This window comes from Citrobacter sp. wls706, from assembly GCF_005281305.1.
Lineage (GTDB): Bacteria > Pseudomonadota > Gammaproteobacteria > Enterobacterales > Enterobacteriaceae > Citrobacter > Citrobacter werkmanii.
This window is the reverse complement of record NZ_SZXG01000030.1, coordinates 389,261-404,836: the sequence shown is the minus strand read 5'-3', so window position 1 is coordinate 404,836 and position 15,576 is coordinate 389,261. Positions and strand designations below refer to the sequence as shown.

The 15,576-nt window shown below is 51.6% G+C and carries 14 protein-coding genes; 1 reads left to right on the top strand and 13 read right to left on the bottom strand.

Annotated elements, in window-relative coordinates; translation table 11 throughout:
• Positions 1-16: 16 nt before the first annotated feature.
• The 4 genes from tyrR to pspE all read right to left on the bottom strand — a co-directional run bounded on the left by tyrR (position 17) and on the right by pspE (position 4,623).
• Entirely contained in the window at positions 17-1,561 is a 1,545-nt protein-coding gene (gene tyrR / locus FDW92_RS09880) for a transcriptional regulator TyrR (protein WP_042308144.1), read from the bottom strand.
• Between the two features lie 146 nt (positions 1,562-1,707).
• The gene (locus FDW92_RS09875) at positions 1,708-2,769 is read right to left on the bottom strand and encodes a YcjF family protein (protein ID WP_042308142.1); all 1,062 of its coding nucleotides are present in this window, start codon (positions 2,767-2,769) and stop codon (positions 1,708-1,710) included.
• A complete protein-coding gene (locus FDW92_RS09870) occupies positions 2,766-4,163 on the bottom strand; it encodes a YcjX family protein (protein WP_042308522.1) in 1,398 nt (465 codons plus the stop codon). Before FDW92_RS09870 ends, FDW92_RS09875 begins: the two co-directional genes overlap by 4 nt.
• 142 nt (positions 4,164-4,305) lie before the next feature.
• A complete protein-coding gene (gene pspE, locus FDW92_RS09865) occupies positions 4,306-4,623 on the bottom strand; it encodes a thiosulfate sulfurtransferase PspE (RefSeq protein ID WP_042308140.1) in 318 nt (105 codons plus the stop codon).
• 230 nt (positions 4,624-4,853) lie between these two features.
• Between pspE and FDW92_RS09860 the strand changes: the two genes are divergently transcribed.
• Complete coding sequence (locus tag FDW92_RS09860; RefSeq protein WP_042308138.1) at positions 4,854-5,864, top strand: LacI family DNA-binding transcriptional regulator; 1,011 nt, start codon at positions 4,854-4,856, stop codon at positions 5,862-5,864.
• Positions 5,865-5,895: 31 nt separating this feature from the next.
• Here FDW92_RS09860 and FDW92_RS09855 read toward each other — a convergent pair whose 3' ends face one another.
• The 9 genes from FDW92_RS09855 to FDW92_RS09815 form a co-directional block, all read right to left on the bottom strand.
• Positions 5,896-6,801, bottom strand: a complete 906-nt coding sequence (locus tag FDW92_RS09855; RefSeq protein WP_042308136.1) for an OmpG family monomeric porin — start codon at positions 6,799-6,801, stop codon at positions 5,896-5,898.
• A gap of 65 nt (positions 6,802-6,866) precedes the next feature.
• Positions 6,867-7,949: an ABC transporter ATP-binding protein gene (locus FDW92_RS09850; protein ID WP_042308134.1), complete on the bottom strand. Its 1,083-nt coding sequence runs from the start codon at positions 7,947-7,949 to the stop codon at positions 6,867-6,869.
• Between the two features lie 10 nt (positions 7,950-7,959).
• The gene (pgmB, locus tag FDW92_RS09845; RefSeq protein WP_042308133.1) at positions 7,960-8,628 is read right to left on the bottom strand and encodes a beta-phosphoglucomutase; all 669 of its coding nucleotides are present in this window, start codon (positions 8,626-8,628) and stop codon (positions 7,960-7,962) included.
• Positions 8,625-10,901 carry a glycoside hydrolase family 65 protein gene (locus FDW92_RS09840; protein WP_137400611.1) on the bottom strand — a complete coding sequence of 759 codons (2,277 nt, stop codon included), beginning with the start codon at positions 10,899-10,901 and terminating at the stop codon, positions 8,625-8,627. The genes pgmB and FDW92_RS09840 overlap by 4 nt, the downstream gene beginning before the upstream one ends.
• Positions 10,898-11,953: a Gfo/Idh/MocA family oxidoreductase gene (locus FDW92_RS09835; protein ID WP_042308130.1), complete on the bottom strand. Its 1,056-nt coding sequence runs from the start codon at positions 11,951-11,953 to the stop codon at positions 10,898-10,900. The genes FDW92_RS09840 and FDW92_RS09835 overlap by 4 nt, the downstream gene beginning before the upstream one ends.
• Positions 11,954-11,963: 10 nt before the next feature.
• A complete protein-coding gene (locus FDW92_RS09830; RefSeq protein WP_042308128.1) occupies positions 11,964-12,752 on the bottom strand; it encodes a sugar phosphate isomerase/epimerase in 789 nt (262 codons plus the stop codon).
• 16 nt (positions 12,753-12,768) lie between these two features.
• Positions 12,769-13,821, bottom strand: a complete 1,053-nt coding sequence (locus FDW92_RS09825) for a zinc-binding alcohol dehydrogenase (protein WP_042308127.1) — start codon at positions 13,819-13,821, stop codon at positions 12,769-12,771.
• 27 nt (positions 13,822-13,848) lie between these two features.
• Positions 13,849-14,691 carry a carbohydrate ABC transporter permease gene (locus tag FDW92_RS09820; protein WP_003020474.1) on the bottom strand — a complete coding sequence of 281 codons (843 nt, stop codon included), beginning with the start codon at positions 14,689-14,691 and terminating at the stop codon, positions 13,849-13,851.
• The gene (locus tag FDW92_RS09815) at positions 14,678-15,559 is read right to left on the bottom strand and encodes a sugar ABC transporter permease (protein WP_042308518.1); all 882 of its coding nucleotides are present in this window, start codon (positions 15,557-15,559) and stop codon (positions 14,678-14,680) included. Before FDW92_RS09815 ends, FDW92_RS09820 begins: the two co-directional genes overlap by 14 nt.
• Positions 15,560-15,576 lie beyond the last annotated feature (17 nt).

Here is a 15,576-nt window from a genome sequence, read left to right as displayed (position 1 = left end):
ATTTTCATTATCATCGTTACTCTTCGCTTTTTTTCTGCTGGCTCAGGCCATACTCGCGCAGTTTATTGGCTATTGCGGTATGGGAAACGCCAAGCCTTTTCGCCAGTTTGCGCGTGCTGGGATAGTTCATATACAGCTGCGTCAGCACCGAGCGTTCAAAGCGGCTGGTAATTTCATCCAGCGAGCCTTCCATCACATCTTCTCCGACCGCAACCGTTGCCGCATCGTAATCCGGCAATAAAATATCCTGTGGCCGCAGCTCATAACCCTCTAACTGGGTCAACGCCCGATAGATGGCATTTTTAAGCTGGCGTACGTTACCTGGCCAGCCGTAGCGGGTTAATACCGTACTGAGATCGGCGGACAGTTTCGGACGCGGTACGCCCTGTTCGTCGGCAAAACGCGCCACAAACAGTTCGGTAAGCGGCATGATATCTTGCGGACAATCGCGCAGCGGCGGCAGATTGAGGGTCAGCACATTCAGACGATAATACAGATCTTCACGGAACAGTCCTTTCTGCACCAGCTCCACCAGGTTCTTTTGCGTGGCGCAAATCACACGTACATCGACATGGACTTCATGATCTTCGCCAACCCGGCGGAAGGTCCCGTCATTGAGGAAACGCAACAATTTGGTCTGCATGCTCGGCGACATTTCGCCAATCTCATCCAGCAACACCGAGCCGCCGTTAGCCTGCTCGAAGAACCCTTTTTTACCTTCCCCTGCGTGACCAAACAGCTCGCTTTCGACCGCGTCTTCAGGGATCGACGCACAGTTCAGCGCCAAATACGGCTTCGCCGCGCGCGGGCTCGCCAGATGACAGGCGTGGGCAAAGAGATCCTTACCCGTACCGGTATTACCGGTGATTAGCAGGGGTGCGCTCAGCGTCGCCAACTTACGGGCCTGTTCTACGACATGCTTCATTTTGGCGCTGACGGCAATAATCTGGCTAAACGCGCTCAGATCCTGCGTGGTCATATTTTGCAGCTGACGCCCCATCCGGATGGTGGAACGCAGCATAACGACGGCTCCCGTCAGCATTTGCTCCTGATTTTCACCCTGCAAATGGACTGGCGTAATTTCCATCAGGAAATTCTGTCCGTTAATCACGACATGCTCGCTATGCGAATCCTGCGGATTGCTTTCGAGCCAGCGCTGGAAGTTAAAGCCATTGATTAACTGGGCGGCCGTATGATTACGCATCCGCTCCTGAGTGTGAGCAAAAAGCTGGCAGCTCGCAGGGTTCGCCATCTCAATTTTGCTTTTCATATCCAGAGAAAGAACGGGTTCAGGCAATGCCTCAAGCAGCGCGCTCAGTGCCAGATGTTCACGTTCGGAAGGCATCCAGGGCACGGTACGTACATCCGTAACCCCTGAAATACGGCGGATTTCAGCCATCAGGCTACTGAAGTTGGTGAACTCCAGTTCCGCAAAATTAAGGTAAATACGCCCGATGGGGTCAATCTCGATACCGCGTAAATCAATGCTTCTCAGCACCAGTAAATCGAGCAATTCGCGGGTCAGACCAAGTCGGTCTTCACAAAAGACTTCCAAACGCATAGGAACCTTCACCTGGACAAGGGATTATGTGTTAAATGATAAGACAGTATTTGGTTTGCAGGAAGAACTCTGTCAACAAATATTGACAGCACGCCGGAAAATAGGGGGCCGCGGCGTAAAGTTATACGATCGGCACCCTCTTCTGGCTAACTTTCACGCGGAGACTTGTTCTTTTGTAAGGTCTCTTTGACCTGACCAATCAACTGGCGGCGAAAATCCCCAAGGCGTGGTTTATCGTCATCGATCCACGGGAGCGGACGGCAGAGTTCCATCGCTTTAATACCCAGACGCGCCGTTAACAGCCCGGCACCAATACCCTGCGCAGCACGTGTGGATAAGCGCGCCGCCAGATCTTGCGACATCCAGTCCATGCCAACCTCGCGGACCAATTCGCTGGCGCCGGCAAAGGCGATATTCAGCAGCACCAGCCGGAACAGACGCAGACGACTGTAATACCCGAGCTCAATGCCATATAGCGAGGCGATACGATTAATCAGCCGCAGATTGCGCCAGGCGATAAATGCCATATCCACCAGCGCCAGCGGGCTGACGGCAATCATCAGCGTGGACTCCGCCGCAGAACGACTGATCTCTCGTCGCGCCTGCGCGTCCAGCACAGGTTGCACAAGATGGGCATACAGGCTGACGACTTCACGATCGTTTTGCGTTTCGTGGATAGAGGCATACCAGCGCTGTAAAGCCGGATGCGACTGATCGATACCCGCCTGCTGCGCCAGCTTTTCACAAAATGCGCGCCCTTTTCCGGTTCCATGGCTGTGAAGCAGGTCTCGCGCTTCATCACGTTCATGAGCTCGCTGGCGCAAACGCCACAACCTGCGCCACTCGGTCGCCACTGAACCCACGCCCGCGCCGACGATCAGCGCACCCGCTGCGCACCCTCCCAACGCGACCCAGTCCTGAGTCTGCCAGGCGTTCATAGTCCACTGTACGCCCTGTGCGACAACGCTCACGCCAAACAGCGCCAGCCCGCCCATCACCATTTTACGCCACAGACTGCGTTTAGGACGCAAGGCAGCATCAATCACCGCTTCTGCCTGACCTTCGTCTTCCAGAGGCTCATCCAGTGTCGCCGGAGCAAAGGTCTGCGCTTCCGTTTCATTGAACATTTGCTGCGCTTTAAACGCCGGGTTTTGTTCCACGTCCAGCGGACCTGAGAAATCGATACGCGGTTTTAACGGCTCGCTCATCGCAATTTATCTCCTATTAAAAACTCCAGCGCGGCATCAAGACGGATATGCGGTAAGGGTTTATCAACATCCATCACCTGCGGGCGAAATGCTTCAAACTGAAATCCCTGGCTGTCCCAGAATGCCTGTCCTGGCAGTCGTGCGGGCACTTCACCAGGATAGACGGTCAGCGGTTCGCCATCGCTCAGGCGATTGCCACGCAGCGCCGGGATCTTTTCGCCTTTCACATCAATCAGGCCGCTGGTGGTTGCCTGTACCGATGCCAGGCCCAGACAATCCATGCTAATACCTTCGAACGCGGCGTTTTGCCAGGCATCCTGAATCAGTTGCTGGAGCAACGACACCATATTGGCGTGCTGATCGACCGTGACATGGTCAGCTTTGGTGGCGGCAAACAGCAGTTTGTCGATCACCGGAGAGAACAGCCGACGAAACAGCGTACGCTGCCCGTAATGGAAGCTTTGCATCAATTGGGTCAGCGCCAGACGCATATCATTGAACGCCTGTGGCCCGCTGTTGAGCGGTTGCAGGCAATCCACCAGTACAATCTGGCGATCAAAACGCAGGAAGTGATTCTTATAAAAGCCCTTCACAACCTTTTCGCAATAGTAATTAAACCGCTCGCGCAACATGCCTGCGTTGGTGTGTTTGTCCGCCTGCGCCAGCTTAGATTCGCCATATTCTTCCACATCCGGCCACGGGAAGAATTGCAGCGCGGGCGCACCCGCCATATCTCCCGGCAGGACAAAGCGTCCTGGTTGAATAAAATGCAGTCCCTGCTGTTTGCACTGATGCAAATACTCCGTCCACGCGGCGGCGATTTCCGCCAGACGGTTTTCATCGGCAGGCGCTAACGGATCTAATCCTTGACTGAGCTGTCGCCATCTGGTCGACCATTCGCCCCGCTGACCTTGTAATAATCCGGTCATTTGCCGCGACCAGCTCAGGTAATCCTGCGCCAGCATCGGTAGATCGAGCAGCCACTCGCCCGGATAATCAACGATCTCCAGGTACAGCGTGGAAGTGTCTTTGAAGTGGCGCAGCAAAGAGTCATTTGACTTATAGCGCAGGGCCAGGCGAATCTCACTCACCCCGCGCGTTGGTGTCGGCCAGGCTGGCGGAGAACCATACAGCTGAGCCAGTCCCTCATCATAGGTAAAGCGCGGAATGCCAAAATCACGTTGAGGAACCCGTTTAACGCCGAGCAGACGCTCTTCGCGCACGCAGCTGAGCAACGGCAGGCGCGCACCGGCATGAATATTGAGTAACTGGTTTACCATCGCGGTGATAAACGCCGTCTTACCGCTACGGCTAAGCCCGGTGACAGCCAGGCGCAAATGTCGATCTACACCGCGATTAACCAGCGAATTGAGTTCATTTTTAAGTCGCTTCATCGCCATCCCGTTATGCTGAAGGAACCGAAGAAATTATAACAAACAGGAAGTAAAGATTGGGGGCAATTCTTATTTATCAACTACCTGAGCGGTGTCAGACGGCATTATTCCTGCCGCCTGTTGCAGAAGAAATGCGGGTGGTTTAGTTCTTCTCTACTTTTGGCAGCGCAATCTGGTTGATCCCACCTTCATTCGTCACCTGCGTGTAGCCCATTTCAACAAGCATATCCTTCGCCTGTCCCGATTGACGCCCGGAGTTACAATACAGCTTCACGGTGTCGGTCTTATCAGGCACTTCTGTTGCGATACGCGCCTTCATCTCTTTTAACGGAATGTTGACGGCACCCTGAATATGCTGCTGTTGGTATTGCTCAGGAACACGAACATCAATCCAGTGTTCGGCAGCGTAAACCGGCATACCAATGACCAGTGCCAACGCTAATACGCCTTTTTTAAACATAATATCTTCCTGATCGAGAGTTGGATTTCACTACAACACTATACGCTAGTTCTTAAGAAAATATTGCGACTCCATTATCATCGCACACGCCAGCAGATCACATTGCTCTTCAGGTAACACATTGTGCGGTGTGCCTTTTGATTTTTCTGTCTGCATTCCGTGATTGTTGTCATTCGGCAGTGAACTCCATAATATGTCCGCCATTGACTCTCGGACGGAGCTTGGGATCTATGTCTCCTACCATTTATGATATTGCACGAGCCGCTGGCGTATCAAAATCTACGGTATCGCGCGTGCTGAATAAGCAAACCAACATCTCGCCGGAAGCGCTGGAAAAAGTGCTGCGTGCGATTGATGAGTTACAGTATCAGCCTAATAAACTGGCTCGGGCACTCACCTCTTCCGGCTTTGACGCAATAATGGTGATATCGACTCGTTCTGCCAAAACAACCGCCGGTAATCCCTTTTTCTCTGAAGTGCTGCATGCTATTACGGCCAAAGCCGAAGAAGTTGGTTTTGATGTCATATTACAGACGTCGCGAAGCACCGAAGATGATTTACAAAAATGTGAGAGTAAAATTAAGCAAAAATTGATCAAAGGCATCATTATGCTGAGTTCTCCCGCTGATGAATCATTTTTTGCAAGACTGGATAAATACAACGTTCCGGTCGTGGTTATTGGTAAAGTGGAAGGTGAGTACGCCAATGTCTATTCTGTAGACACTGATAATTATCGCGACAGCATTACATTGACAAATGCGCTTATTGAGAGCGGCCACAGTAATATTGCCTGTTTACATGCCCCGCTTGACGTTCATGTTTCCATTGATCGCGTCAATGGATATAAAGCCAGCCTTCAGGAACATAACATTCAAATACGCGATGAGTGGATTATTGATGGGGGTTATACTCATGAAACAGCCCTGCTCGCTTCGCGGAAATTACTGAGTCAACAACCGTTACCCGACGCAGTATTTGCCACCGACAGTTTAAAATTAATGAGTTTATATCGCGTGGCGGCTGAGAAAAATATCGCCATTCCGCAACAGCTTGCCGTTGTAGGCTACAGTAATGAACTGCTGTCATTTATGCTGACACCCGTGCCGGGAGGCATTGATGTCCCAACTCAGCAGCTCGGCGAACAAAGCTGTAATTTATTATTTAATCTGATTGCCGGTGAGAAAGGATTGCAGAACATCACCGTGAGCACGCAAATATCGTTAGCCGACTCACTGGTGTAAAAACAGGGGCATAACAATGCCCCTGCACATTTTAGAATGCGTAATTCACACCAATACCCGCATAATGGAATCTGTCGCTTTCACCTTCGTCATGATCTTCCCATTCATAGGCATATTCCAGGGTCATTGATAAACCATTCTGGAAATCATAGGCATACAGTAAACCAAGACGATTGAAATCATGCCCTTCGCGTTCCGGATCATCCTGCCAGTCCCAGTTTGACCAACGATCAAGTCCAATACGGGTGTACGGCGTCAGGGTGGTATTGCCGAAAGATAACGGTAAGTAAGCACGAATTTCCTGGGTTGAGAACTCACCATTATTACGCGATTCCGCCAGATTAAAGCCGCGTTCGAGATAATAGTTGACCGTTAAGCCCACCGTATCGTTGAAGGTATAATTCAGACCGGTTTCGCTTTCAACGCGACTATCGGAGTAACCTGTGGTACTCAAGTCATTGACGAATTGATACATTGCCAACCAGCCGCTAAAACGCAAATCGTCAGTAAGTTTAATATCCCAGTCCGGCTGAACTTTCCAGCGCTGCATATTTGCAGTGTCTTTTCCTGGTTCATTAACATAGTGATAGCCGTAATTACGGAAACCACCGGTCAATCCGAAATTAACATCCTCGCTTTCGAGGAATTGATAGCGAACTTCCAGTTCCGGGCGATCAAACCAGGTACCGCGTTTACCCTCGCTATAATCAACCGGGCCTTCCTGATAATAGGCCAGAGATATTTTCCATGGCCCATTGGACGCATTAAAATAGACAGACGGCTCAGCCAGTCCATCCATATCTTCGCCCTGACCTTCAACGTTTTCTATTTCGTACATGGCACCAATATTAAAGTGCCACTCATTCTTTTCAGCGGCCTGCGCGCAGGCCACTCCTGCGCTCATCATCAGCGCAGTAGCGGACAGTAGGGTTTTCATTATTATTCCTTGTTAAAATACTCGCAAAAATGCCCCAAGGTTTGGGGGGGTATCCCCCCGGAGTTTTATTGAATAGCCACTTCAGTTTCAGCATCAAAGAAATGGCATTTCGCCATATCAAAATGAATAGTGATATTTTCTCCTGCGTGATAATCATTCACTGCCCCGGCACGGACCACCAACTCATGCCCCCCAATAACGGTATAAAGCATAAACTCAGCGCCAGTTAGTTCTGCCACACTAATTTTTGCCGATACATTATTTTCATTATTAAGCTGCGGATGTATATCTTCAGGACGAATACCCAGTATAACGGCCTGATGCTCATAACCCTGAGCTTTTAACTGTGCTAATTTATTTTCGGGAATGGTTAACTTCAGCGTTTCGGTAACAAATTTATTACCATCAATCGCGCCACGAATAAAATTCATGGCCGGTGAACCAATAAATCCGGCGACGAACATATTTGCCGGGTGGTTATAAACCGTTTTAGGTGCGCCAACCTGTTGAACAATGCCATCCTTCATAATCACAATACGCGTTGCCATCGTCATGGCTTCGGTTTGATCATGGGTAACATATATCATGGTGGTATTCAGTTTCTGATGCAGTTTGCTAATTTCTGCCCGCATCTGCACGCGAAGTTTGGCATCGAGATTCGATAAAGGCTCATCCATCAGGAAGACCCCAGCCTCACGAACAATCGCACGTCCCAGCGCCACGCGCTGACGCTGACCGCCAGATAACGCGCCAGGTTTACGCTGCAGATAATCGCGCAGGCCAAGGATTTGCGCCGCCCAGTTCACGCGCTCCTCAATCACCGCCGGAGCAATTTTCTGCATCTTCAGGCCAAACGCCATATTGTCATAGACGGTCATGTGCGGGTACAACGCGTAGTTCTGAAAAACCATCGCAATATTGCGCGATTTCGCCGGCACATCATTCATCCGTTTACCGTCAATCAGCAGATCGCCGCCGCTGATCTCTTCCAGGCCGGCGATCATGCGCAACGTCGTTGACTTCCCGCAACCGGAAGGCCCAACAAAAACAATAAACTCTTTGTCTTCAATTTCCAGATTGAAGTCTTTAACGACGTGCACCTGGTTGTCGTAAATTTTTTGAATATGCTGCAACGAAAGCTGTGCCATGTTGAATCCTTTACTTGTCGTGTTGCCAGAAAGCCGATAAGCACGGCCACGTCAAAAATTCGGTTGAAGGAAGCTGCAAGCTTGCCCCGTTCAGCCCCGTACCGATGCCAACGGAGAGCATGCCGCAGGCGTTGATCGCATCAACGCCCGCTTGTGCATCTTCTATGCCAATGCACTGCTGCGGGTCAACGCCAAGCCCCGCACAGGCCGCCAGAAATATTTCCGGATCCGGTTTTGAATGGGTTATCAGCGCTGCATCCGCACAAAAGTCAAAACAAGCGCTAAGATCAAGCGCCTGTAAAATAGTGGGCGCATTGAGCGACACTGAGGCCAACCCAACCGGAATCCGCTCTTCCCGTAACGTCATTAACAGCTCGCGAATCCCAGGCAATACTGAGTCGACCGTTAACTGGCGCAAAGAATGGACGTACAGCCGGTTCTTTCTCTCAGCCAATTGTGCGCAAGTCTCCGGAGTAAACTCCCCCGCCTTCCCGCCGTGGTGCAAAATACGTTGCAGTGATTCGCTGCGACTAATCCCTTTCAGGCTGTCATTAAATGCTTCGTCGATCGCAATCCCTACTTCGTTGGCTACCTGCCGCCATGCCAGAAAATGCAAATGTGCGGTATCGGTAATCACGCCGTCCAAATCAAAAATGATGGCCTGTGGTTTGAGTATCATTCATCATCCCTTTTTGTGGTAGCGGTCCCATAAATAGACGTAATAACACCGTCATAAGTAATCGCTGACGCCCCCTGGACGGCGATCTTTTCGCCATTAACCCACAAGGTAATACGCTCAGTGGTGCTAATGCGGATTTCAGCTTTATTGATAGTGACCTGCATATCAACGCCCTGCCAACGCAGTGGGAAAGACAGAGTTTGCCAATGCTCAGGTAATACAGGGGTAAGATGTAACTCCCCGTGGCGAACATTCACTCCGGCAAATCCCTGGATTGCACCCAGCCAGATGGCCCCCGTCGCCGCTGCGTGAATACCGTCATCACAGCTATGTGGATCGTCTCCGAGATCGATAAGCGATCCTTCACGCCAGAAGCGATATCCCTGCTCTGAATCACCACAACGCGCAGCCACAATCCCATGGATAGTCTTACTCAAAGACGAGTCATGAATGGTGCGCGGCTCGTAAAACCGCAGGTTCGCCAGACAGATTTGCGGGGTAAATTGCTCCGGCAGCATATAGGTCAGCATCACCACATCGGCCTGTTTGAGAATTTGCATCTCATTGACCTCTGCGCGGGAGTAATCGAGCAAAATCGTCTGCTTGCCCGCTTTCGCTTTGTAACTGGACAGATCGATAACCGGTTTGCTCAGGAAGGTGTCATCCTGAGGTAACACACCATCGGACAACGCTTCCGGACGCCAGAGATGGCGTAAAAAATGCTCAGCACGATGAATAAAGGTCTCATCGTTACAGCCCAGGCGACGCGCAAAATCCAACGCCTGCTCCACGTTGTACCAGGCCATGTAGTTGGTGAACGCATTATTGTTCACATGCTCGGTGTATTCATCCGGGCCAATAACATCGTGGATCTCTAAACGGTCATTAACCATGACGGCTCTGCTGATCCAGAACTTTGCTGTTTCCAGAAGCAGCGTTATACCTTCACGGGACATAAAGTTCATATCCCCGGTGGTATGCCAGTAATTGATCACCGCCCAGGCAATATCCGCCACGAGATGATGCTCAGCCTGTGCGGAGGCCACTTTCTGCCGCAGCCCGGTGCGGATGTTGATCGCCGCGAATTCAGGCGTCTCCTCCTCACCGCTGCGCGCGCTCTCCCAGGGAAACAGCGCCCCCTGCCAACCGTTGCGGCGGGCTTTCTCACGCGCGCCCGACAAATTATGCCAGCGGTAACGCAATAAACTTCTTGCGGTTTTCGGCTCGGTGAAGAGATGGAACGGTAACAGAAAGACTTCGGTATCCCAGAAAACGTGGCCTTTATACCCTTCTCCCGTCAGACCTTTCGCCGCAATACTACTGCGCTCATCGTGATCTGGCGTCATTACACGCAAATGATAGAGCGCATAATCCAGCGCTCGCTGATCGCTCATATCATTACTGGTGACCTGAACACGATGGCTTTGCCACCAGGCATGCCAGTTGGCGGTCGATTCCGCCAGCAGCGCGTCATATCCCTGCTGGGCGCACGCTTCCAGATTACGCAGCGACTGGCGTCCCCAGGTTTCCAGCGACAGGCTGCGCTCGCTCGCCCAGTCGATCCAGCTAATTTTCGTCAGCGTAACGCGTTGTCCGGTTTTCGCCTGCACGCTATTGTGTTGTAACAACCGACGTTCTTTCGCGGTGAAGCAGCGCTGCGCCGCACCGTCTACGTCGCAAAACGTCGTGATCGCGATATCGTTGCGATTGTCCTGGGTGGTGTAAATGCCTTGCAGAAGATGCTGACCAAATACCCGGACCTGCGTTTCATCCAGATGCTGACGTCCGTGATTGGTGATCGTGGCATCAATCCCGGTTGAGATGCCAATGCAGGCATCACCATCCAATGGGGTAACGGCAACTTCCATAGCAAACAGCGGCAATTTTTGCGCCGAGACAAACCGCCGACTCTCAATGGCAAAACGTGCGCCGCCAGACGCTCGCCAGACCAGGGCACGGCGTAATTCACCGCTGGTAAAATCCAGTTCTCGGTGCCAGCTCTCAATCACGCCGCTGGTTAGCGAGAAAATCTCGCCATTAAGCGTAATCTCCACGCCCACGACATCCGGCAGATTAACCAGTTCATTAATTTCGCCTTTCCCTGCCCGATGATACAGTCCCGCAATATACATGCCGCGAGTCTGTAAAGTGTAGGCTTCTTCATGGCTGGCGCGAATTCCCATATAACCGTTGCCGGTCGTCATGAGTGAAGCGAATTTATTCAGACTGTGTGGGCAAAAAGCCGGTTCGGTTAGCATTACTGGCTTCGTCATAAGTCTACATATGTTCCTGTTTCAGCCGATTCATACAGTGCGGCAACCAGTTGTTGAATAACGACGCCCTGCTCTGCGTCCGCAATAGCGACAGGCTCGCCCTGTACGTGATTTACGAAAGACTCCATGCTGCGAAAGTGACGATTGTCATCGGCTATTTCGCGCTGGAACAGCACATCCAGCGTTCCGTCACGATCGGTATAGACCTGCGCCGGAAATAAGGTCGCCCCGGCAAGATCGCCACAGAAATTGACGTTCATAATCGATTGTTCAGGAATATTCAGCGCGAAAGAGGTCTCAAGGCGCAGGATCCCGCCGTTATGAAATTCGATCGTGCCGAACAGAGAATCCTCAACGGTGTACGTCGCGGGATCCCATGCCCCAAACTGGCCGCTGCTCTTACGTGTGCCAATACGCTGATAGCTGTGCGCGTTAACGCGCTTTACCGCCGGGAAGCCCAACACATACATCGCGGCATCAAGCATATGGATACCGATATCAATCAGCGGCCCGCCGCCCTGCAGTTCCTTGTTGGTAAAAACACCCCAGCCGGGTACGCCGCAGCGGCGCAAGGCGCGGACATTAGTGACATAGATTTCACCCAGCACGCCGCTCATTACCTGTTCGCGAAGCAATTGTGTATCCAGTGCGAAACGATGATGAAAATCGTAAGCCAGTACCTTCCCCATCCGCCGCGCCGTTTGACACATCTCCAGCGCCTCGTCTGGCGTCATGGCTGGGGGCTTTTCGCACATCACATGGCAGCCAGCGTTCAGCGCCAACATGGTGTGTTCATAATGAAAACGATTGGGCGAACAGATGCTGACGATATCTGGCTTAGCCTCGCGTAACATCGTCTGAGGATCGTCCCAAACCTGCGGATTACCATATTTCTCTGCCAGCACCTGCGCCTGTGACAGGCGGCTGTCACAGACAGCCACCAGTTCCAGATCGTTGCGGGTGCAGTAGTACGAAGCATGAACTTTATCCGCTACCTGCCCGGCGCCGATAATGGCGACACGTAGCGGAGCGCTTGTCAGTGCACTTTTCACGGAAATCCTCTTAGCAGGTACGCAGCCAGGCCAGCGACTGACGGTATGCTTCCGGCAGGTTCTCCGCCCGTACGCGCCCTTCATACACTACATAGCCCTGATAATTATCTTCACGCAGTTGGTCAAAAAGCGCAGAGAAATCCAGCGTACCGCTCCCCGGCTGATAACGATGGTTATCCGCAATATGCACGTGTCCCAACAGATCGCGATTGTCATGCAGCGCCTGTGCCATATCGTCTTCTTCGATATTCATATGGTAAAAATCACCAATGATTTGCACATGCTTCAGGTTGTTTTCCACGATATAGCGGCGAGCATCCGACAGGGTGTTGATCATATGATCCTGATAGCGGTTGAGCGGCTCGAGATACACCACCGTCCCCGTACGCTCGGCAACTTTATCGAGATAAATCAATGAATCACTGACGGCTTTGCGATCGCCGTCCAGGCTACGCGGAGAGGTCATCGGCGGTAGGCGGAAGGTAAACATGCCCCAGGCGGCAGGGACAATAATGCCTTGCCCGCCTACTTCGGACAGCGCTTCGAGAATGCGTGTAATCTGCTGTAAACCATTCAAACGACGTTCTTCGATAAAATCACCGATCCAACCGTCATACCCCCCGCAGGCGGTGGTCACGGGCAGACCCGTTTCTTTGATCGCCGCTTTCACTTCCTCAAGATTGTTGACCAGCAATTTGCCGTCAATTTCAAAACCGTCAAAACCCATCTCTTTGATGTAACGGAATTTCTCGAGAATATTTTCCGGGAAAAAAGCCTGATTCTGTGTTCCGATTTTCATTTTCTGTATTCCTTAATTAAAACGTCACGCCCATTTTGATGCTCTGTTCCGGATGGCGATCGACATACTGCATATAGCTTTCCGGGCTGCTGGCGAAGGTGACTACCGGATCGATAAGCTCTTCACAGTTCAGATAACCGTTCATCAACAGTTCCCAGCAGGTCTCCTCAATGCGCTTGCGATTCCAGCGCGGATAATCTGGATTTGGTTCACTGCAGGCGCGGGAGAAGACGATTTTGGCGTTGTTGAAGTGCGCTTCACGGCCCAGGTTAAACCCTTCAGCAAAAGGTTTGGCGAAGGCGACATAGGAAATGGTTCCGCCATAGGCCAGACCGCGTAGCGCCGATTGCAGCGCATCCGCATAGCCGCTGGTTTCGATAATCACATCCGCGCCCTGTTTGCCGGTCAGCTTTTTAATTTCCATGCCCACGTCGGTGCCAATCGGATCCAGACAGAAATCAGCCCCATGGCGACGCGCGATATCACAACGATGGGCAATCGGATCCACGCCAATAACCACTGACGCACCCCCTTTCTTAGCCAGTTGTACGGCGATCTGGCCAATTGCCCCTAATCCGACGATGACAACAAAGTCGCCGACGCGCACATTGGCATCGCGCACACCGCTCATGGCGAACTGTGCAGGGTCATAGCACACGGCATTTTTCCACGAACTACCTTCTGGCATTTTGCGCAGTTTGTAGTTGTTTACGGCGTTAAAGATTACCGTTTCTGCCAGTGGGCCGTAGCCGCATACAGAATCGCCGACGGCGTAATCGGTCACATCACTACCACACTCAATGACATCGCCCACCACCATGTTGCCAAGCTGGAACTTACCGAACTCAATTCCGCGCGGCGCCCCTTCCGGACGCGGCATAAACATTTGCCATTCGCCGTTAAAATCTTCATCAATAAACGGACTGGCCGCGCGAAAATCGACGACTTCCGTGCCATGTTTCGGCGCGCCAAAGCGAACGCGAACTTTCACTTCATTGGCGGAAACTGCTCTGTCTTCATATTCCACCAGCGCCGCAACGCGCGGTTCTGTGGCAACTAACTTCTTCATTTACAACTCCTTAATTAAACTGGCCGCTTAGCCTTTCACGCCGCCTGCGGTCAAGCCACTTTTAATAAAACGTTCGGAAAGCGCATACATAATGACCACCGGCAATGCGGTGACTAACGATGCGGCCATCATGCGTCCCCAGATATAGTCAGGCGTACTGAACAGCGCGTTCAGACCGACCGGTAAGGTAAAATTGCTGGCGCTGGAGAGGAAAATCGAGGCGAACAGATAGTCATTCCACGCAACCATAAAGCAGTACACAAAGACTGAAACCAGACCGGACATGGCCAACGGCACGGTGATGCGAAAGATAATTTGCAGACGATTTAATCCATCCATCATCGCGGCCTCTTCTATCTCATCCGGAATGGTGTCGAAGTAGCTTTTCAGCATAAACACGGCTGTCGGCAGCGTTTGGGTCACCATGGTGATAATCAACGCCATTTCGGTGTCATAAATGCCGAGGGCCGTAATGATTTTGAACAACGGCACCACCAGCAAAATCCCCGAAAACATGTACACCGTGTAAAAACTGGCATTGATGGTCATCCGTCCCTTAAAACGCAGACGGGAAAGCGCATACGCCCCAAGCACGCCGAGAAACACCGCCACCACCGATGACGTGACCGATACCACCAGGCTATTACGGAAGTAGTCAACAAACGGGAAGATCATCGGGTTAAAAATGTCGATGTAATGTTCCAGCGTCCATTGCTGAGGTAACAGCGTGGGATGCAGCGAGATCGCCTCTTTTGCGCTTTTGAATGAGGTCATCAGCATCACAAAAAACGGAAATAACGTGATGCCCAGGAAGACAATTAATCCACAGTAAAAGCCGATGCGGCCAAGCGTGCGTTTATTTGTTGCCATTGAGGTTCACCCGTTTTCTGGTCAGCAGGATAACAGCGAAAATGATGACGAAGAGGACGACAGAAATAGCGGCCGCTTTGCCTAAGTCATTAAATGCAAACGCTGTTTTATAGAGATAGACCCCGAGAATATCGACTTTAGTGGTCAGCAGATAAACATCGGCGAACATATAGAACATCCAGATCGTACGCAGCGTGACTACGGTCGCCAGCACCGGCATGATCGCTGGCAGCGTGACGATACGAAACCGTTGCCAGGCGTTCGCGCCATCCATTTCCGCCGCTTCATACAGCGATTTATCAATAGTCTGTAAAATCGCCAGAAACGAGATAAAGGCATACGGAAAGTAGCGCCAGATGGCGAACAGCACGACCAGTGCGAAGCTGCTGCCTGGATTGTCGAACCATAACGGCGCCTGCTCAAACAGATGCAGCAGATCAACGCCGAGATAGTTCACAATGCCGTAGCCGTTGTTGAACATGTATTTCCAGGCAAACACCAGCGAAATAGATGGCGTTACGTAAGAGAGGATCACCAGTGAGCGCGCCGTTTTCCGCAGACGAAACTCACGGTTAAAAAACATCGCCACTCCCAGCCCCAGCACCGTGCTCCCGGCAACAACCAGCGCGGTATACCAGACCGTCATCCACAGCGAATGCCAGAATCCGGGATCGGTTAAGATACGGATATAGTTACTCAGGCCGACAAATGTTGACTCAATTTGCGGATTGAGCGGCAGACGCATAAAGCTGATTTCGATGTTAGATATCATCGGCCACGCAACTAAACCACCCAGCAAGAGCAAACTGGGCGCCAGCAGCAGCATGGCAAATGGCATATCCGATCGACCTGAAAAGAACTTATTCATCACGGCTTTCCATTTCC